Here is a 19,323-nt window from a genome sequence, read left to right as displayed (position 1 = left end):
AATGGTAACAATTATAAAAACCGAGTTTATGAAGCTGAAAAGATATTTTATTGTCTGGATTGGCGTGTCCCTCATGCTTCTTACAGTTCTGCTAACCTTGTTTACTACAATGGCCGATGACGGAATGGTATGGGACTACCAATTTCTTTTTGAACAGGTAGTTAAGCATTTTGTAACAATGATTTTCCCAATGTGTATCACGCTGATTAGTGGGTATATGATTTCCCGTGAATATACAGACGACACATTAAAAAATATTGAAACATTACCCATTTCATTTAGGAAACTTCTGGCGGGTAAATTGATTGTTTCTGCAATTCTGTCGCTTTTCTTAGGAATTGTGTGCTTTGCTTTCACAGTCGTTGCAAATTTTATCATGGGATATGATGGATTTGCTTTGATTCCTGCGCTTACAGGATTGGTGCAAATGGCATTGTTAGGATTATTCCTTTACTTGACAATGCTACCCATTATTGTTCTGACAAGCAGACATAAAGGGAGTTTCCTTGTAGGGGTTATCGTCGCTTTTGTATATGGGTTTATAGGAATGTTTGCAAATGGGACTTTACAATCTATATATCCTGTCTCCGCTGCGCTTGGTTTAATCAATTATCGAGCTGGCGCAGAAGGAGTTATGTGGAATAAAGGACTGTGTTTTATTAGCATTCTGATTATGTGTGCTATTGGAATTGCTTTGATGTTTGTAAAACAGAAACCAGAAAAGAGAGAAGCTAAAAAAACACAGCACACAGCACCTAAAAAGGGCTGGTAAAAGAAAGAGAGGTAACCTTTATGAGTTCTAAGAAAAAAATAGGAATTGTGATTGTCGTTGCTGTACTAGCAATTACTTTTATGACTGTAGCTTTTCTCACTACGCAAACCAATACAGACTACTATACGCAGATCGATAACCGATGGGTAACAGATATTGCACCGCATGGTGCGATGAACTATAAATACACATTGGTTGCTTATGATGAAAGTGGTAATGCGAAAGACGTTACTTTTGAAACAAGCAAAGTTCTCACAGATGGTGCGTATCTGTGCTTGAAAGTGGCTCCCATCAGAGGGGTTGTAACATGGGCTGAAATGCAGTTTGATGAATTACCTTCTTCTGTTCAAGAAAAATATAAAGAATAACCCCGCAGGACAATAAAGGTGCCTGTAATGAAATATATTTAGATCAGCTGCCGCACGACGGCAAAAGAAAAAAAGCCGTCGTACAGCAGCCCTTTTGACACGCCCATACGACCAGCGGCGGCTTTGATTTTCAGAGCCGCCGTTTCTTTCGTTTATCCTAAACCAACGACGACCTAACACCGTGTAAATCCACGGCGGCATATAGGAGGATTGCCGCCGTGTCTATTTTTGCCTTTTTTCACAGTACCCATGACCTACATCAGTTAAAAAAAGCATAGCTCCCCCTCCTGGTTATTCCGGCTATGTATGCGAAATTTGTTGGAACCTTAACTATTATGTCATTTCATGCGTCCGTGTGGCTTCATGCCGCCCGGGCGCTTTTGTGTTCTTATGGGGCTGCTTCGGGTCATGTTGGCCCGAAGTCATTCCCCGGTGCCGCTCCCCGCCGCCTTCGTTTCGGTCACTCGTCAACCAACAACCGAAACGGAGGTCAATATGGCTATTATCAATTTGCGGGACTATTACCCATTCTATACATCAGATTGCTTCATGGAAGTATCGGAAGAAGTTGCAGAAATGTTCAAAGAGTTTGATCGTAAGGAGGCGGCTTATCGGCTGCGTACATACCGCCACAAAGCCTACTATTCCCTTGATCGGGATGACGGGCTGGAGCATGAAGCTGTCTTTGTTGCCTTATCTCCCCATGAACTGTATGAGCGGAAAGTGACCATGCAGGAGCTTCATGCGGCGATTGCCAGTCTGCCGGACAAACAGGCAAAACGGATTTACGCTCATTTCATTCTCGGCATGACCAAACAGGACATTGCCCGGGCAGAGGGTGTCCATGAAAAAGTGGTTCGTGTCGCAATCGAGCGAGGTCTGCGGCGCTTAGAAAAAATTTTGAAAAATTCTTTGTAATGAGTACCGATTTGGACCGGAAAATGAAATGGCTTATGAGAGGCAAAACGCTTCGGGTCACAATGGCCCGAGGTTCAGACAAGCCTCATGCAGATTGAAAATTGAATAAAAAGACACCCGGATACGAAGGGGAACGCGCTGTGTGACAGACCCGCCATGACCTCGGATTTCAGAGAATACAGTCTTTGTAAAACTGAGCGAGCGAACAGGTTCATGCCATAGGTGGGGCAAGGCTGGCTCCACCGGAACAGGCGCAGGACCCGGATACTTGCGTTTAGTCACAGTCCGAGCGTTGAAGCGGCCTTGCAAGCCGTGAGCCGTCGCAGGCAATGAGAACGCCTTGCCATCAGAATGGGGAGAGTTGAAATACTATGGGGCATGAAGCCTATGCCCGTCCGGTGTGTCTGAAATGAAGTGAAAACCTATGGGGAGCCCCCGGCAATGCTGTCTGATGATAGGCCAACCGATCCGGCGTGGCTCCCCATCTTTTCAAAAAAGGAGCACTTTATGGGAAATGCGTTTGGAATGATCCCCGGCTTGGAACCGGACGAATGGAGCAATGACGCCTGCCGTGGTTATGTCATTATGGCAATGGAGGACTGCGGATTTTCAAAGAAGGATATACGGCGTGTTGTGGGGCAGCTTTATGAAGTATTCGACCTCAACAGCGTGGAGGACGCCAAAGAAAAGTACCTTTCCAGTCCTTACTGACCTCGGGGCACATTGACCCGAAGTGGAGAAAGCTCAAAGGGCGGCACCTGCTGGGTGCCGTCTTTTGACATTTCCCCACGGGACAAGTGGGAAAGGCTGGCATATACACGCACTTTCGCAAAGGAGGTTTTCAATGACGCAAGCTGTCACTTATGAACGAGAAACAAAGTCTGTCGCATTTCAAGGGAAGATTATTGTGCTGGAAAGCCTCACGCCGGTACTTCCCCCGAAGGAGAAAGAACAGCGCAAAAAAGAAATTGAGCGTTGTCTTTACGAGGTGTTCAGCAAATATGGGGACAGATTTCCCTAATCATTCGCAACATTGTTGTCCGGGGCTGCTGATGGTATAATATAGTTGTAAGGTTGGTAGCTCCATTCCAACAAGGAAAGGAGCCCAATATGGAATTTATCAGAGAAGATTGTATTTACGCAAGACAGTCAGTAGACCGCAAGGACAGTATCAGCATTGAAAGTCAGATCGACTTTTGCAAGTATGAATTGAAAGGTGGGAGCTGCCGGGTATTCAAGGACAAAGGCTATTCCGGTAAGAATACGGACAGGCCGGAGTTTCAAAAGCTGCTGGGCGAGATCCGCAAGGGAAAGGTTCGGCGGGTCATCGTGTACAAGCTGGACCGTATAAGCCGCTCTATTCTGGACTTTGCAACGATGATGGAGCTGTTTCAAGAGTACGATGTGGAGTTTGTATCCTCCACGGAAAAGTTTGATACTTCGACCCCGATGGGCCGGGCCATGCTGAATATCTGCATTGTATTCGCCCAGCTTGAACGTGAGACAATTCAGAAGCGTGTCACAGACGCCTACTATTCACGGTGCCTGAAAGGCTTTCACATGAGCGGACAGGCACCATACGGTTATCAGTTAGAGCCTACTGTGGTAGAGGGTATCCGCACAAAGAAAATGGTTGCCGACCCCGTAGCCGCCGACCATGTTCGGCTGATGTTTGAAATGTACGCTGAACCGGAAACCTCCTTCGGAGATATTACCCGATACTTCGAGGAACAAGGTATCAAGATTTACGAGAAGTCAATGGTTCGGAGTTTTCTTTCCCAGCTTTTAAGAAACCCCGTTTACGCACAGGCCGATTTGGAGTTGTACGAATTTTTTAAGAGCCAGGGCGCAGCGATTGTCAATGACGCTTCCGACTTTGCCGGAACAAACGGCTGCTATCTCTATCAGGGGCGGGATGTGAAGGAGGACAAGGACAGGTGCTTAAAAGACCAGATACTTGTTATTGCTCCCCACGAAGCACTCATTTCCTCTGACACATGGCTGAAATGCCGGAAAAAACTTATGGCAAATACCACCTTCCAGCAGGGACGGAAACCGAAAAATACTTGGCTGGCCGGAAAAATCAAATGCGGTCATTGTGGGTATGCTCTGAAAGCCACCCATGTACCAAACAGCACCGGATATTTCCGCTGTACCAAACGGACGGAAAACAAAGGCTGTCCGGGCTGCGGGAAAATCCGCAAAGAAGAATTTGAGCACTTCATTTTCTCGGCCATGCAGGAAAAGTTCAAAGATTTTCAGATACTCCACGGCAGAGAGGAAAAAGTCAATCCGAAACTGACTGCCTATCAAGTGGAACTGGCACAGGTGGAGGCAGAAATTGAAAAGCTGCTGGACACGCTGACCGGAGCCAATGCGACTTTGCTTGCCTACGCCAACAAAAAAATTGAAGAACTGGACACCAGACGCCAGACCATTTCAAAGGCAATCGCCGAATTGAGCGTTGAAACCATATCTCCCCAGCAGATAAAGAAGTTATCCTATTATCTCGACAACTGGGACAGCATAGATTTTGACGACAAAAGAAAAGCCGCCGATGGTTTGATCTCTACGATCAAGGCCACCAGCGACCGTGTTCAGATAGAGTGGAAAATCTGACATTTCCGCTCTATCGCCCCTCATTTCTATTTTATCTTGTTTGTACCCCTTGTACACCGATGTTTTCTTATTTTATACGCAAATAACTTTTTGATTCGGCGCAGAAAAAAAGAACTTGGTTTATATATGCTACTTGGAATGCCAAAAAACAAAATATCCCGTGTCTTGGTGTATGAAACATTTATTATCGGTATCTTATCCTTGTTTACCGGCATGCTTATCGGCATCTTTCTTTCCCAAATCCTGACAAGCGTCACCGCCAATTTATTTGAGGTTTCTTTAGATTATCATTTTATCTACTCAAATAATGCCACTATATTAACCATTTTCTCCTTTAGTATCATCTTTTTTATTGTCATGTTGTTTAATACCTTCATTTTGAACCGCTATAAACTGATAGACTTAGTAAGAGCAGAACACATCATTGAACACATGCACATTAAAAAGGTTTATTTATCTTTTACGCTATTTATCCTTTCCCTAGCCATACTCGCTTTTACATATCATAAGGCTTTATATGAAAAAAGTCTGATACTTTCCTTCGATCATCTACCAACCATCATCCTCTGTGGCAGCATAGGAACTTTCTTATTTTTCATGTCTTTGGCTGGCTTTCTGATAACAATTATCAAACGATTTCATACTATTAAAGATAAAAACACAATAAAAATCTGATTATCCGCTAAAACACAGTATCTATCAGCATTTTCAAGGAAACAAACACATCAATTTACTACTTATTTACTACTAACGAATGAGCCTTGATACGCAAGTTTTCCTAGATATGCAAAGATATGGTACAGCACATCAGTATTGAAACAAGAAAAAATTGAATAACTTATAGACTATGGAACGCCTAAAATGACGTTCCTTTTCTATTTCCAGCCGTTCTTATTGGACGGCTATTTTATTACCAAAAATGAAAGGAGCATTAAACTATGAAAAAGACATGGAAACGATTGTGTACGGGCTTTTTAGCTCTTGCGACTGTCGTTACTGCTTTACCGACTACACCCGTTCATGCAGAAAGCAAGCAATACTGGACGGAAAGTGCAGAGCGTGTCGGTATCATTGAAAAAGTAATGAATGACGGTTCTATCGGTTCGACATTCAATGAGGGCTATATGAAAGTCGAGGGCGAAACTGCCTATTGTATTGACATCAATACAGATTTTAAGAATGGCTACAAGACCAGAGCTGACGCAAGCTCACGCATGAGTGCCGACCAGATTTCAAATGTGGCGTTATCCTTAGAGTATGTCAAACAGTATGGCGAAGCTCACAAGGAATTGAACTATAAACAAGTCTATCTGTTGGAACAATGTGTTGTCTGGCAGAGATTGAGCGTACATCTTGGCTGGCAATGTGATAACGTGCGAGCTTCTTATGATGAAATACCAAAGGCTACGCAGGACGAAGTTTTCTCTGGTGCAAGAGCCTTTGTCAAAGAAAATAAAGAACGCTATGAATGTGGCGGTTATATCTACTCTGGCGAGGGGCAGGAATTGGGACAATTCTGGGCGAAACTGAATGTCGGAAATACGAAACTGCAAAAGGTTTCCAGTAATACCAGCATTACAGACGGTAACGGGAATTACTCTATTGCAGGTGCGACCTATGGTGTCTTTTCTGATAAGGACTGCACGAAACAGCTTGCCACCCTTACGACTGATGAAAACGGAAATACAGATATTGTAGAGGTAAAAGCAGGCACAGTCTATATCAAGGAATTATCCGCACCAGCAGGATATAAAGTGGATAAAACTGTATATTCTTTAAAGGTTGAAGTTGGAAAGACAGCAACCTTGAAAGTATCAGATACACCGAAAGTAACGGACACTTTGATTGAGCTTTTCAAGATTGATATGGAAACACAGAAAGACAATCCGCAGGGGAACGCTTCTTTAGCAGGTGCGGAATTTACATGGAAGTATTATGCTGGCTTCTATAACAAAGACAATCTCCCTGCCGAAGCTACTCGTACATGGGTTACAAAGACAATCGCTGAAACAGACAGCAATGGGACAACTCATTACATCACAAAATTAGCGGACGCATACAAGGTATCTGGCGACAGCTTCTATATGCAGGACGGTAAAGCGGTTCTTCCACTTGGAACGCTAACTGTTGAGGAAACAAAAGCTCCAAACGGCTACTTGTTAGACGGTGCATATATGCAGGCTGGCGATAAGTCCGAACAGATTAAGGGCTTATATGTAACACAGATTACCGAGGACGGCGACCTTGCCGTATTAACTGGAAGTAACCAGTTTTCCGTATCTGACAAGGTTATCCGTGGCGGTGTAAAAATTCAGAAACGAGATTTAGAAACGGGCGATACAAAGCCACAAGGAAGTGCCACTTTGAAAGATACTGCTTTTGACATCATTTCCTTAAATGATAATTCTGTTTTGGTTGAGGGCAAGCTATACAAGAAAAATGAAGTCGTAAAAACTATTCGTACAGATATTGAGGGTATCGCTTCTACTTCTTCTGACCTCTTACCTTATGGAAAATTCCGTATCGTTGAAGGTGAAGCTCCCAACGGTTACTTAACTGACGGTGCAAAACCGATTGATTTTGCAATCACAGAAAATGGAAAAATCGTGGACTTAACCGACGAAGCCCATTCTATCTATAATCAGATTAAGCGTGGAGATATTGAGGGTGTAAAAATCGGTGCAGGTACACACAAGCGTCTTGCTGATGTTCCGTTTAGGATCACAAGCAAGACGACTGGGGAAAGTCATGTTGTAGTAACTGATGATAACGGGCAATTCTCCACTTCTGCTGACTGGGCTTCTCATAAGCACAATACTAACGCAGGCAAGACCAGCGAGGACGGTGTGTGGTTTGGAACTTCTGAACCAGACGACAGCAAGGGTGCGTTGCCTTATGATACCTACATCATTGAAGAAATGCGTTGCGACAGTAACAAAGGTTTTGAACTTATCCCACCTTTTGAAATCGTGGTATCAAGAAATAATCTTGTGATTGATTTAGGAACGCTGACTGATGAATACGAAAAAGAAATCTCTATCCATACCACAGCGACCAGCAAGGACGGCGAAAAGACTATCCTTGCAGGAAAAGAGGTTACAATCGTTGATACTGTCAAATTAGACGGACTTACAAAAGGCACAAAATATCAGCTCAAAGGCTGGCAGATGTTAAAGGAAGAAAACGCCGAACTTATCATTAACGGGAAACGTGTAGAAAACGATTATACCTTTGTCGCTGATGATGAAGAAATGAAAGTGGAAATTTCCTATACATTCAATGCGTCTGCTTTAGGTGGCAAGAACCTTGTTACCTTTGAAGAATTGTATGATTTAAGCAATCCAGACGAACCCGTGAAAGTTGCAGAACACAAGGACATTGCGGACGACGGGCAGACGGTACTTATCACAGAGCGTATCATCAAAATTCATACGACTGCTACCGACAAGGACGGCAACAAAGAGCTTGAAGCTGGAAAAGAGGTAACAATCATTGATACCGTAACCTTAGAGGGCTTAGAAGTCGGTACACAGTACAAACTTGTGGGTTGGCAGATGTTGAAAGAAGAAAATGCAGAGCTTCTTATCAATGGAAAGCGTGTGGAAAGTGATTATACGTTTACCGCTGACAGCGAAACTACGAAAGTGGAAGTTGCCTTTACCTTTGACGCTACTTCTCTTGACGGCAAACAGCTTGTAACTTTTGAAGAATTGTACGATTTGAGCAATCCAGACGAACCGAAGAAAGTTACCGAGCATAAGGATATTGAGGACAATGGACAGACGATTACCTTTAAGGAAAAACCCGAAGTCCCAGAAGAACCCGAAACACCACCGACACCAGAAAAGCCTAACAGACCTAGCGACAGTCCCAAAACGGGCGACAGTACAAATGTAATGGCTTTTATCGTGATGTTGCTTGCGTCTGCTGGTGGATTGGCTGGAACATATCTTTACAAACGCCGTAAAATGAAGAAATCATAAGGCGTAACGGTATGATGAAAGAAAAATCACGCTCTCCGCCGAAGCTGTCAAACGGCAGACTTCCGCTTATTCTGGCTTGTCTGCCAACAACCTGCAAGAACACGGATAGTCAAGGGTGCGAAGCATTGATTTTACCCTTTACTATCTGGGGGATTGCTGGTACTTCCCGAACCGCCAGAATAAGAAATCACAATCAATTAAATTATCAAATAAATATAGAAAGAAACGAGGTAAAACACTATGGAAATGAAATATGTCGTGCCAGATATGGCACAGTCTTTTGGAACTCTTGAATTTGCAGGCGAAAGCGACCATGTTTTTGACAGAGATAAAGATAACCGCAGATTTTTCGCAAGAAGAAGCTATAACCTTTATTCTGACATACAGAAAGGCGAAAATGTTGTGGTGGAAATTCCCGTGCAGGCTGGCGAAAAGCATTTCAAGTATGAACAGAAAGTAAAACTTGTCAATCCAAAGTTATATGGCAGAGGTTACGCAATCGGGGATATGGGACATACCGATTATGTGTTGCTTGCTGATGATATTGTAGCAGTTGAAGAAAAGTAAAGGAGTGAAAAATTTATGAGATTATCAAACGGATTTGTTATTGACAAAGAGAAAACATTTGGAGAATTAAAGTTTACAGCGGTGCGTGATGTGTTCTTGCAGAATGAGGACGGGACACCGAGTACCCAGCTTAAAAAGCGTATCTATGATTTGAAGTGCAGTCTGCATGGTGGAATTATCCCCGTGTCTGTACCGCCCGAAGTACCGTTAAGGGAATTTCCGTACAATGCAGTCGTGGAGCTTGTCAATCCCGTAGCCGATACGGTATCAAGAAAGACGTTTGGTGGTGCAGATGTTGACTGGTATGTAAAGGCAGAGGATATTGTATTGAAGAATAAGGGAAATCAGAACGCAGGCAATCCACAGAACCATACACCGCAGGGACAGCCGAAAAAATAAAAATTCTCCTCATAGGTTAGAAAAATAGCGGTACTCTCCCGTTAGTAGATTGCCTACCTTATCGTAAATGGTTAAAATAACGATAGGAGGTGGCACAAATGTATCAAATCAACAATGAAAAATTCGGACACTTTTTAACCGAAGTGCGAAAAGAAAAACAAATGACACAAAAGGACTTAGCAGATAAGTTGTTTGTGTCGGATAAAACAGTTAGTAAATGGGAACGTGGTGTTTCCCAAACAAAAAGATATTAAGAAACAGCCCATGTTTACCTGCTTGCAAACAAAAGAATATTGCTACTAGACTAAGAGATACTACATAAGTGTGTTGGTATCTCTTTTTTGTTGCCGTGAAACAGCAGACTATTTCATTTCTGCTTGATTACCTTAAAACTTATTAGTCTATGGTTTGTCAAGGGCTTGTTGCGTGAGAAATGCTGAATATCACCCTTTACAAAACATAGGCTGATAAGTAACTTTTCAAAAGCAGAAAAGAAATGGCAATGCTTATAACAATATGATATAATGCAGATGAAGACAAAAAAGGAATTTGTCGAGCTGGTTAGTTCGAGATAATTTTGAGTTTGTTAAGATGTGGTGCACTTGATGGAATCACAGGTACGACATCATATTATGGAGGATGAAATAGATGATAGGTTTGATTGTTGCGAGGTCAAAGAATAATGTTATAGGCAAGAATGGTAATATACCATGGAAAATAAAGGGAGAACAAAAGCAATTTAGAGAGTTAACAACGGGTAATGTGGTTATTATGGGGCGAAAGTCTTATGAAGAAATCGGTCATCCGTTGCCTAATAGAATGAATATTGTTGTTTCCACCACAACAGAGTATCAAGGAGATAATTTAGTTTCAGTTAAATCATTAGAAGATGCATTATTATTGGCTAAAGGACGAGATGTATACATATCTGGTGGATATGGACTATTTAAGGAAGCTTTGCAAATAGTAGATAAAATGTATATCACAGAAGTAGATTTAAATATTGAAGATGGAGATACATTCTTTCCAGAATTTGATATCAATGATTTTGAAGTTTTGATAGGGGAAACACTTGGTGAGGAAGTGAAATATACGAGAACATTTTATGTAAGGAAAAAATGAATTGAGTAAATTTTGGATTTAGGGTGTTTTCATAAATATATTGCTTTTTATGCATATATAAATTGTTGTAAGACAAATTCCAGTTGAACCAAATCGCTGCGCGATGGCCTGCCAAGGCTGTGGCGCAGCGATTTGGTTCAATTGGTAAAAATCGGTGTGCAGTCCAGAGGAATGGGCAGATACATTCTAAATGTAGTCTGCTTTTTCCTCTGTCCTGACGCCGATTGTTTACGAAATAATTTGTATGGGGCGATAAAATCAGAATTTGAGAGAGTATTGAATATGAATAAGGAATGGTCTGAACTTAATAAAACAATGCAGGCACAAATAAAAAAGAAAGATACTTATAAGAGGGGTATTGATACTTTACTTACTTTACGAAGTCAGTTAATACAAACCTTAGTATCTTTCAAAGAAGAATTATGCAGAGAAGATTTTAACTCAATCCCCTTCATAAACGCTGATGGTTATCATAGTAAGACGATTGCTTATTCTATTTGGCATATTTTCCGCATTGAAGATATAGTTGTGCATACAGTGATAAATGAAGATGAACAAGTATTTTTTGCAGGCAATTATCAAGAGCGTATCAATTCACCTATCATTACAACAGGAAATGAACTCATGAAACAGCAGATTGCAGACTTTTCAAAACAGCTTAATCTGGAAGAATTATATTTATATATTTTCGAAGTATGGGAAAGCACTGAGAAAATGCTTGAACGGTTATCTTATGATGAATTGAAAAGAAAAATACCGAAAGAAAGAAAAGGATACTTAGAATCGTTGAATGTAGTAAACGACAATGAAAAAGCAATTTGGCTGATTGATTATTGGTGTAATAAAGATATTTGTGGACTAATTCAAATGCCGTTTTCAAGACATTGGATTATGCACACAGAAGCCTGTTTGCGTATAAAGAACAAGATACATTCATAGGCAAAAATTTCAGTTTGTAGAACTAAGGAAATTGGAATTTAAGGAGGAATAAAGTATGGTTAGTGATTTTATAAGAGCAGCATTTCCATGGATTTTAATGGGTTTATTTGTAGCAATCAGTTGTTCCCTTATGAGTAAAAAAGAGAAATAAATTCCTGTTTGTATTTATAAAAGAGAAAAAATGAGAAAAGTAGTTTTATTTATTGCCATGAGCCTTGACGGATATATTGCGGACGGTAATGGTGGAGTAGCTTGGCTAAATGGTCATGGAAATGACAATGAAAACATCGACACTTATACAGAATTTACCAAAGATATAGATACTGTCTTAATGGGGTGGAATACTTCTCATCAGGTTGTTACTGAACTTTCTCCGCAAGAATGGGTATATAATAAATTTACAACTTATGTATTAACACATAAAGAGTGCAATTCTTCCCAACAAATTCATTTTACAAGTGAAAATCCTGTTTTATTATTGGAACGGCTAAAACAAGAAGCAGGAAAGGATATTTGGATTTGTGGCGGAGCAAATCTTGTTCAGCAGTTGGTAAGCAAAAATATGATTGATAAATATTACATTTCTGTTATTCCTACTCTGTTAGGAAATGGGGTTCGTCTTTTGGGCAACATAGACAGGGAAATAAAGTTAAGGCTTTGTAAAACACAGACTTATAACGGAATAACCGATTTGATTTATATGCGTAGATAACTAGAGAGAAACAGAAAAGCTGTTAAACCGACGGAGCGATCCGACCACGTTGGCGGGAAAATCCTTAAGATTTTTCCGCCATGCTTGCAAGGGGGCGGTTCGCTTCGGCGGTTCGGCGAGCTTGCGAGCCGTTCAAAGCCCCCGTTATCTAACAAGGGGGGCACAAAAAACAAGAAACACTATACACTAACAAGCGGAAAACGCTGTATTTATAAGGCAAAACCCCATTTTTACAGTAGTGATATAAATTGTACCTATATCACTATGAAAATTGAATAGTAAATATGAGAAAGACAGTTGATTTCAAAAAATAAGAAATTGATTGTCGTTTTCTTTTGCAGAAATTTAAGTGCAGGCAATTATGGTAGTTGTCGTAATTGCTGTCAGCTCAGTGTTTATCACTGATGGTGTGAAAGATTTACGGTTGGAGATGTTCAATAAGATTATTGGTGCTTAATTATTTTTATTGTAGTGCTGATATGAGAATGTTATAATTGGGGTATAAAACATACAAATAAATTTGCTGAAAAATGAGGTATCAAAATATGGAAAATGAATTACTGGAAAACTTAGGAAGACTTCACACAACTGAACTTGGCGTTATTAGAATTAAAAAGAACTTATCTTTGAATGTAGAAAATGTAATTGAATGGTGCAAAGAAAAAATTAGCCTTTCTAATGCGGAAATCACAAGAAAAGGAAAAAACTGGTATATAACGATTGATAATTGTATTATAACGGTAAATGCGTACAGTTATACCGTTATCACTTCTCACAAGGTAAAATGATAAATTTTTCTATAAAGGAATTAAACGCATTTGCAGTTATTGGGCAGGAAGTAGAACTGACTAATTATCAAAAAAAGAATATTCAGATTAGTACACAGTTTTGGAGAAAGTTTAACAGTAGTTTGAAAAAAGCGTATCTTTCACAATCAGGAAATTGGGTAAAATATGCTTTTATGGAAAGAAGAAATGGAAAACTTTATTATTTCTGTTCTATTCCCCAAAGAACCATTACCCCAGAGGGCTTTCTGTATAAAGAAATACCGTCTTATAAATATTTGGTTGTGGAGCATATTGGTGCTATGGATAAAATATATGAAACTTATGGCAAGATTTATGAAGAAATTATTCCTAGTACATCGTATATTCCTATAAAAGATATTATCCTACACTTTGAAAAATACGATTATCGTTTTCATTGGAATAGTGATAATTCAGTTATTGAAATTTGGATACCTATTCAAGATTAGAAGCAATTTTATATCCATACACACAAAGCAGTTAGTCTTAGGATTGACTGCTTTTTCTATACAGATTTTTAATGACAGGCAATTATCAATTATGGTAGTTGCCTTTTTTGATTGGAGGAATTGAAGAATGAATGATAAAAACTTTATTGAAGAACTAAGACAAAAGCGTGAGGAATACGGAGTAACACAAACAAGGCTTGCTGTTGCCTGTGGTATCAGCCGTGAATATTACAACCGCATTGAAAAAGGAAAACAGCCATTGAATGACGAATTAAGAGAAATCATAGAAAAACAGATTGAGCGTTTCAATCCGCAAGAACCACTATTCTTATTGATTGATTACTTTCGTGTCCGCTTTCCTACTACGGACGCATTGGCGATTATCCGTGATGTATTACAACTGAAATCTAATTACATGCTTTATGAAGATTATGGAAAATACGGATATGAAAGCAAATATGTACTTGGCGACATCAATATCATGTGTTCCATGCAGGAGCATTTAGGTGTTTTATTGGAACTGAAAGGCAAAGGCTGTCGGCAAATGGAATGTTATCTACTGGCACAGGAACGCTCATGGTATGACTTCATGCTGGATTGTATGACGGCTGGTGGTGTGATGAAACGGCTTGATTTGGCTATCAATGATAAAGCAGGAATATTGGATATTCCAAAGTTAAAGGAAAAATACAAGGCTGGCGAATGTATCTCCTACTTCCGTATGCAGAAAGATTACAGCGGTACAGAAAAATGCGGTAGCGATTTACCAAAGAATACAGGAGAAACCTTATATCTCGGTTCAACAAGTAGCGAATTATATATGTGTGCTTATCAGAAAAATTATGAGCAGTATGTCAAGAATGGCACAGAAATTGAAGATACGGAGATTAAGAACCGTTTTGAAATACGCATGAAGAACGAACGAGCCTATTATGCGGTTGTAGATTTACTGACCTATCGGGACGCTGAACGCACCGCTTTTTCTATCATCAATCATTATGTCCGCTTTGTTGACAGAGAGGACGACAAGCCAAAAAGTCAATGGATAACAAATGATGATTGGGCATGGTTTGTAGGGGAAAACAGAGAGCCGATACGCTTAACCACAAAGCCAGAGCCTTACACTTTACAAAAAGCGTTGCATTGGCTACAAAGACAAGTCGCACCAACCATAAAAATGGTACAGGCATTAGACAGAGAAAATCGTACAACGATACTGAAAGATATGATTGAGCAGGCAGAACTAAAAGACAAGCATAAACATTTATTACAATTAGAGAAATCAACCATAGAAGAACGTATAGATACCGCTGTTCCACAAGAGAATGACGGTATTTTTTAATGTAATTGAAAAATTTCAGATTTAGTCAGCAAAGAGCTGTTTTCATTCCCTATGTGAAGTGAAAGAAGAAAAATAAATTTTTTATTAAATCTGCAACAAAATGGCTACTTGCGTACAGATATGGTGCGAGAAAAGGAAATCTAAACTTTTTTTGAAAATAGGTCATTAAATCGGGGCTTGCTGTCCCTATATGAAGTGAAAGAAGAAAAAAGTTTTGAAAAAATGACGGAAATTCGTGATTAGTGGACAGTCTTCTGTGAAAAGAGGAAAAACATCATCATTTTGTATTCAAACAGGCATTAGCAGTTGAGTGTTGATGTGAAAAGATGAAAATACTTTGTTCTCAACTTAACAATTTAAGGTTTCCGTTCCCTATATGGTGCAAAGAAAATATTTCATTCTATTGTTGGCAGTAACGGTATGGTTTGGGTAGTTAGGGTGTGAAAAGGAAAATATTCTTTTTTCATCATCAACTTAGCAAAATGACATTTTCTATCCCTATATGGTGCATGAAAAGAAGTTAAAATTTTTCCATTTAAACTTAGCAAATGGACGTTTGCTGTACAGATAGTAGTGAAAAAGGAGAAAATCAACCGTTGATTGCCAAAATGAACCGTTCCATTTGTACTAATAATGGAAAAAGTTTTGGATTTTGGTTACGTTTCTCCTCTTTTCCAACGCGATATATAGGAAAGACGATTTTTTTCTTTCAATCGTTCTTTGACAACTGAATAAAGTAATTCAATACGTTTGACAGACAGCTAGCCGTTGAAACAAATACGCCACGACCTTTCCCCTGCAAGAGCGAGCGAAAACCTATTTGTGTTCTTGTAAAAGATTTGTCCTCTTTTATCGCCATGACCTGTACTGTCAGATAATGATACTCCCGTACAGCCACAGCTTGAGCATTAAGAGCGTCGCACGCAATGGGTACGGCTACATAAGAACTATGCAGAGGTGGAACTCCTGTGGGCTATGACAAAAGCCGTTGAATTGCTTAGAAAGATTTTACAGAAAGGGGGTATGTGTTATTGATAATGCTGTAAAAACAATTCAAAAGAAAAATGGCAAGTGTGGCATTGGCAACAGAGGAAAGACAAAGATTGTAGTAAAAGAGCATTTTTCCGAAAAGGGCAAAACAATGGAAGAACTTCTAACTGATGTCATGCTGGAAAAAGCAAAGCAGACAATCGCATAAAATCGGTGCAGTTGTAAGAAATAGATTGAATGACAAAAAGTACCCGTGTTATACTTTACTTGCAAGCAGGTATTGTAAACACGGGTTAGTTATAAAGGAGGATAACTGACAATGAAACAACAGATTTACAATACTGCACTTTATCTTAGGTTAAGCCGAGATGATGAATTACAGGGCGAAAGTTCCAGCATTACCACACAGAGAAGTATGTTGCGTTTATATGCAAAAGAACATCATTTGAATGTCATTGATGAATATATTGATGACGGCTGGTCGGGAACAAATTTTGACAGACCGAGTTTTCAAAGAATGATTGAGGATATAGAGGCAGGAAAAATCAACTGTGTTGTAACGAAAGACCTTTCCCGTCTTGGCAGAAATTATATTATGACAGGACAATATACAGAATTGTATTTCCCTAGTCATAATGTCCGCTACATAGCGATTGATGACGGTGTAGACAGCGAAAAAGGCGAAAGTGAGATTGCACCATTTAAGAACATCATCAATGAATGGGTGGCAAGAGATACAAGCCGTAAAGTCAAATCAGCATTTAAGACAAAGTTTGCGGAGGGGGCTCATTACGGTGCTTATGCTCCGTTAGGATATAAGAAACACCCTGACATCAAAGGAAAACTGTTGGTTGATGATGAAACAAAATGGATTATTGAAAAAATCTTTTCCCTAGCCTATCAAGGTTACGGAAGTGCAAAAATCACAAAGCAGTTAAGAGCAGAAAAAGTTCCGACAGCGTCATGGCTAAATTTTACAAGATACGGTACTTTTGCACATATCTTTGAGGGAAAACCCGAAAGTAAGCGTTATGAGTGGACGATTGCTCATGTCAAGGCGATATTGAAAAGTGAGGTTTATATCGGAAACAGTGTTCACAATATGCAGTCTACGGTATCGTTCAAGAGCAAAAAGAAAGTGCGTAAGCCCGAAAGTGAATGGTTTCGAGTAGAAAACACTCACGAGCCGATTATTGACAAGGAAGTGTTCTATCGTGTGCAGGAGCAGATAAAATCAAGACGCAGACAGACAAAGGAAAAGGCAACGCCGATTTTTGCAGGGCTTGTCAAGTGTGCGGATTGTGGTTGGTCTATGAGATTTGGAACGAATAAGACAAATAAAACGCCTTACAGTTATTATGCTTGCAGTTACTACGGGCAGTTTGGCAAAGGTAATTGTTCTATGCACTACATTCGTTATGATGTGCTGTATCAAGCCGTATTGGAACGCTTGCAGTATTGGGCTAAGGCAGTACAGCAGGACGAAGAAAAGGTATTGAACAAGATACAGAAAGCTGGCAATGCAGAGAGAATACGGGAAAAGAAGAAAAAGGCAAGTACATTGAAGAAAGCCGAGAACAGACAAAATGAGATTGACCGTTTATTTGCGAAAATGTATGAAGATAGAGCCTGTGAGAAGATAACAGAGCGAAATTTTGTGATGTTGTCCAGCAAGTACCAAAAAGAACAGATAGAACTGGAACAGCAGATAACAAGCCTAAGAGAAGAACTAAGTAAAATGGAACAGGATATGATAGGTGCTGAAAAGTGGATTGAGTTAATCAAGGAATATTCCGTACCAAAGGAACTGACAGCACCATTATTAAATGCCATGATAGAAAAAATCCTCATACATGAAGCAACAACGAATGAGGATAACGAAAGAATACAGGAAATTGAGATATATTACCGATTTATTGGAAAAGTTGAGTAATCAACAAGAGTAATATTTTTAACTAAGGGAAACCGGAAACAGTATGCCAAATGTTACATTACTTATCCCTATTGCTGATGTACTTGGTATTACAGTAACAGAACTTTTACAAGGAGAAAAATTAAAAGAGAACAAGACATTAAATAGTGATGTGGTAGAAACTCTTGTTGTAAACTCGTTAGACTTGTCGTTGCGTGATACAATTCGTCAACGAAAAAAGAACTGGATATTTGCATTTCTTATCTCAATCGGTGTGGTAGTTATAGAAGCAATATTATTAACTGTTTCTGGAATTTCCATAGAACAAATGGGAGATAGTTTGTATATATCTTTGTTAATGCTTTTGTTTGCAAGCTGGCTTTGCATTTTTGCAAAAGAATTATTACCGACATATTATGATACAAATAAAGCTAATTTTGTATCACAAGGAATTTTCAGAATACACATGGCAGGGCTATCTTTTAATAATGCAAACTGGGGATATGTATTAACAGTATTTAGAGTATTTACATTAGGAACTGCTATTCTATATCCTATTATTTGCTATATCAGTTTTTTAGTTGGTGGCATTTCATTATGGAATACTGTAAAATATCCAGCTATAATTATTTTGCTGATAGGAATGTTAGTAACAACCTATATCGTTGGAAAAAAATACGAATAATGATATAAGCAGTTAGTCTTAGGATTGATTGCTTTTTTGTACCCAGAAAGGAGTGATTGACTTATGCATAAGATTTGGAATAAAGGACACCGTATCAGAGCCAGCGACAAGCACCTTGTCTACCACTTTTCCATAGGGACGCTTCTGTTTGTATTTGTGGCGGTTCTTCTGCTACTGAATATAAAACAGCTCATGCGTACCGATTGGGAGCATTTCATCTTATTAGAAAACGGCTTGACGCTTTCCCCTTACAACTTCATAACCATACTGATAGCGACTGGTGTTTGTGCATTGGTCGCTTTTCTGTATTACCGCTTCGGTTACGACAGCTTCAAGAAGCTCCTGCACCGTCAAAAGCTGGCACGAATGATACTGGAAAATAAGTGGTATGAAGCCGATACCGTACAAGACAGCGGTTTTTTTACTGACCTGCAAAGCAGATCAAGGGAAAAAATCGTCTGGTTTCCGAAGATTTATTATCAAATGGAAAAGGGACTGCTTCATATCCGCTGTGAAATCACGCTGGGAAAATATCAAGACCAGCTTTTACGGTTAGAGGATAAATTGGAAAGTGGCTTGTATTGTGAGCTGACCGACAAGACCCTGCATGACGGCTATATCGAATATACCCTGCTTTATGATATGATAGCGAACCGCATTACTATTGATGAAGTACGGGCAGAAAACGGCTGTCTTAGACTGATGAAAAATCTTGTCTGGGAATATGACGCACTCCCTCA

Annotated in this window: 18 protein-coding genes and 3 pseudogenes; all 21 read left to right on the top strand. The window is 39.7% G+C overall.

What is annotated here, in order from left to right; all coding sequences use genetic code 11:
* The first annotated feature begins 1 nt into the window (after nt 1).
* Nucleotides 2-772 carry an ABC transporter permease gene (locus tag ACESSZ_RS12540; RefSeq protein ID WP_117567958.1) on the top strand — a complete coding sequence of 257 codons (771 nt, stop codon included), beginning with the start codon at nt 2-4 and terminating at the stop codon, nt 770-772.
* A 20-nt stretch (nt 773-792) separates the two neighbouring features.
* Entirely contained in the window at nt 793-1,140 is a 348-nt protein-coding gene (locus ACESSZ_RS12535) for a YxeA family protein (RefSeq protein WP_005927589.1), read from the top strand.
* Between the two features lie 495 nt (nt 1,141-1,635).
* On the top strand, nt 1,636-2,058 hold the full coding sequence (locus ACESSZ_RS12530) for an RNA polymerase sigma factor (RefSeq protein ID WP_009901667.1): 423 nt from the start codon (nt 1,636-1,638) through the stop codon (nt 2,056-2,058).
* A gap of 507 nt (nt 2,059-2,565) precedes the next feature.
* Nucleotides 2,566-2,769: a hypothetical protein gene (locus tag ACESSZ_RS12525; protein ID WP_117851693.1), complete on the top strand. Its 204-nt coding sequence runs from the start codon at nt 2,566-2,568 to the stop codon at nt 2,767-2,769.
* A gap of 133 nt (nt 2,770-2,902) precedes the next feature.
* Nucleotides 2,903-3,079: a hypothetical protein gene (locus tag ACESSZ_RS12520; protein WP_015553872.1), complete on the top strand. Its 177-nt coding sequence runs from the start codon at nt 2,903-2,905 to the stop codon at nt 3,077-3,079.
* 89 nt (nt 3,080-3,168) lie between these two features.
* A complete protein-coding gene (locus ACESSZ_RS12515) occupies nt 3,169-4,677 on the top strand; it encodes a recombinase family protein (RefSeq protein ID WP_173793795.1) in 1,509 nt (502 codons plus the stop codon).
* Nucleotides 4,678-4,713: 36 nt separating this feature from the next.
* Complete coding sequence (locus ACESSZ_RS12510) at nt 4,714-5,352, top strand: FtsX-like permease family protein (RefSeq protein WP_499842827.1); 639 nt, start codon at nt 4,714-4,716, stop codon at nt 5,350-5,352.
* A gap of 263 nt (nt 5,353-5,615) precedes the next feature.
* Entirely contained in the window at nt 5,616-8,660 is a 3,045-nt protein-coding gene (locus ACESSZ_RS12505; protein ID WP_499842826.1) for an SrtB-anchored collagen-binding adhesin, read from the top strand.
* A gap of 240 nt (nt 8,661-8,900) precedes the next feature.
* Nucleotides 8,901-9,227 carry a YdcP family protein gene (locus ACESSZ_RS12500; RefSeq protein ID WP_006857113.1) on the top strand — a complete coding sequence of 109 codons (327 nt, stop codon included), beginning with the start codon at nt 8,901-8,903 and terminating at the stop codon, nt 9,225-9,227.
* Nucleotides 9,228-9,242: 15 nt separating this feature from the next.
* Entirely contained in the window at nt 9,243-9,626 is a 384-nt protein-coding gene (locus tag ACESSZ_RS12495; RefSeq protein WP_006857112.1) for a YdcP family protein, read from the top strand.
* A gap of 98 nt (nt 9,627-9,724) precedes the next feature.
* Nucleotides 9,725-9,862, top strand: a pseudogene (locus ACESSZ_RS12490) (helix-turn-helix domain-containing protein); the annotation flags it as partial.
* A gap of 412 nt (nt 9,863-10,274) precedes the next feature.
* Nucleotides 10,275-10,770 (top strand): annotated as a pseudogene (gene dfrF / locus ACESSZ_RS12485) (trimethoprim-resistant dihydrofolate reductase DfrF).
* Nucleotides 10,771-11,030: 260 nt separating this feature from the next.
* Nucleotides 11,031-11,687, top strand: a complete 657-nt coding sequence (locus ACESSZ_RS12480; RefSeq protein WP_002303420.1) for a hypothetical protein — start codon at nt 11,031-11,033, stop codon at nt 11,685-11,687.
* Nucleotides 11,688-11,868: 181 nt separating this feature from the next.
* Nucleotides 11,869-12,399: a dihydrofolate reductase family protein gene (locus ACESSZ_RS12475; protein WP_002303421.1), complete on the top strand. Its 531-nt coding sequence runs from the start codon at nt 11,869-11,871 to the stop codon at nt 12,397-12,399.
* A 545-nt stretch (nt 12,400-12,944) separates the two neighbouring features.
* The gene (locus tag ACESSZ_RS12470; RefSeq protein ID WP_002587847.1) at nt 12,945-13,187 is read left to right on the top strand and encodes a DUF3781 domain-containing protein; all 243 of its coding nucleotides are present in this window, start codon (nt 12,945-12,947) and stop codon (nt 13,185-13,187) included.
* Nucleotides 13,184-13,654: a GyrI-like domain-containing protein gene (locus tag ACESSZ_RS12465; protein ID WP_002303261.1), complete on the top strand. Its 471-nt coding sequence runs from the start codon at nt 13,184-13,186 to the stop codon at nt 13,652-13,654. Before ACESSZ_RS12470 ends, ACESSZ_RS12465 begins: the two co-directional genes overlap by 4 nt.
* 127 nt (nt 13,655-13,781) lie before the next feature.
* Nucleotides 13,782-14,996 (top strand): XRE family transcriptional regulator, encoded by a 1,215-nt coding sequence (locus ACESSZ_RS12460; protein WP_002323151.1) that lies wholly within the window; start codon nt 13,782-13,784, stop codon nt 14,994-14,996.
* Between the two features lie 988 nt (nt 14,997-15,984).
* Nucleotides 15,985-16,194 carry a hypothetical protein gene (locus ACESSZ_RS12455; RefSeq protein ID WP_002303258.1) on the top strand — a complete coding sequence of 70 codons (210 nt, stop codon included), beginning with the start codon at nt 15,985-15,987 and terminating at the stop codon, nt 16,192-16,194.
* A 111-nt stretch (nt 16,195-16,305) separates the two neighbouring features.
* Nucleotides 16,306-17,919 (top strand): recombinase family protein, encoded by a 1,614-nt coding sequence (locus ACESSZ_RS12450; RefSeq protein ID WP_002323152.1) that lies wholly within the window; start codon nt 16,306-16,308, stop codon nt 17,917-17,919.
* Nucleotides 17,920-17,962: 43 nt separating this feature from the next.
* A complete protein-coding gene (locus ACESSZ_RS12445; protein ID WP_499842825.1) occupies nt 17,963-18,583 on the top strand; it encodes a helix-turn-helix domain-containing protein in 621 nt (206 codons plus the stop codon).
* 63 nt (nt 18,584-18,646) lie between these two features.
* Nucleotides 18,647-19,323, top strand: a pseudogene (locus ACESSZ_RS12440) (ATP-binding protein); the annotation flags it as partial.

This window comes from Eubacterium sp. 3_1_31 (genome assembly GCF_964249515.1).
Lineage (GTDB): Bacteria > Bacillota_I > Bacilli_A > Erysipelotrichales > Erysipelotrichaceae > Longicatena > Longicatena caecimuris.
The sequence above is the reverse complement of the archived record's forward strand: the minus strand, read 5'-3'. Positions and strand labels throughout refer to the sequence as shown.

What these genes read in the sequence shown, in the direction of transcription:
- ACESSZ_RS12540 (WP_117567958.1), top strand. Translation starts at nt 2, where the DNA reads ATGGTAACAATTATAAAAACCGAGTTTATGAAGCTGAAAAGATATTTT.
- ACESSZ_RS12535 (WP_005927589.1), top strand. Translation starts at nt 793, where the DNA reads ATGAGTTCTAAGAAAAAAATAGGAATTGTGATTGTCGTTGCTGTACTA.
- ACESSZ_RS12530 (WP_009901667.1), top strand. Translation starts at nt 1,636, where the DNA reads ATGGCTATTATCAATTTGCGGGACTATTACCCATTCTATACATCAGAT.
- ACESSZ_RS12525 (WP_117851693.1), top strand. Translation starts at nt 2,566, where the DNA reads ATGGGAAATGCGTTTGGAATGATCCCCGGCTTGGAACCGGACGAATGG.
- ACESSZ_RS12520 (WP_015553872.1), top strand. Translation starts at nt 2,903, where the DNA reads ATGACGCAAGCTGTCACTTATGAACGAGAAACAAAGTCTGTCGCATTT.
- ACESSZ_RS12515 (WP_173793795.1), top strand. Translation starts at nt 3,169, where the DNA reads ATGGAATTTATCAGAGAAGATTGTATTTACGCAAGACAGTCAGTAGAC.
- ACESSZ_RS12505 (WP_499842826.1), top strand. Translation starts at nt 5,616, where the DNA reads ATGAAAAAGACATGGAAACGATTGTGTACGGGCTTTTTAGCTCTTGCG.
- ACESSZ_RS12500 (WP_006857113.1), top strand. Translation starts at nt 8,901, where the DNA reads ATGGAAATGAAATATGTCGTGCCAGATATGGCACAGTCTTTTGGAACT.
- ACESSZ_RS12495 (WP_006857112.1), top strand. Translation starts at nt 9,243, where the DNA reads ATGAGATTATCAAACGGATTTGTTATTGACAAAGAGAAAACATTTGGA.
- ACESSZ_RS12480 (WP_002303420.1), top strand. Translation starts at nt 11,031, where the DNA reads ATGAATAAGGAATGGTCTGAACTTAATAAAACAATGCAGGCACAAATA.
- ACESSZ_RS12475 (WP_002303421.1), top strand. Translation starts at nt 11,869, where the DNA reads ATGAGAAAAGTAGTTTTATTTATTGCCATGAGCCTTGACGGATATATT.
- ACESSZ_RS12470 (WP_002587847.1), top strand. Translation starts at nt 12,945, where the DNA reads ATGGAAAATGAATTACTGGAAAACTTAGGAAGACTTCACACAACTGAA.
- ACESSZ_RS12465 (WP_002303261.1), top strand. Translation starts at nt 13,184, where the DNA reads ATGATAAATTTTTCTATAAAGGAATTAAACGCATTTGCAGTTATTGGG.
- ACESSZ_RS12460 (WP_002323151.1), top strand. Translation starts at nt 13,782, where the DNA reads ATGAATGATAAAAACTTTATTGAAGAACTAAGACAAAAGCGTGAGGAA.
- ACESSZ_RS12450 (WP_002323152.1), top strand. Translation starts at nt 16,306, where the DNA reads ATGAAACAACAGATTTACAATACTGCACTTTATCTTAGGTTAAGCCGA.
- ACESSZ_RS12445 (WP_499842825.1), top strand. Translation starts at nt 17,963, where the DNA reads ATGCCAAATGTTACATTACTTATCCCTATTGCTGATGTACTTGGTATT.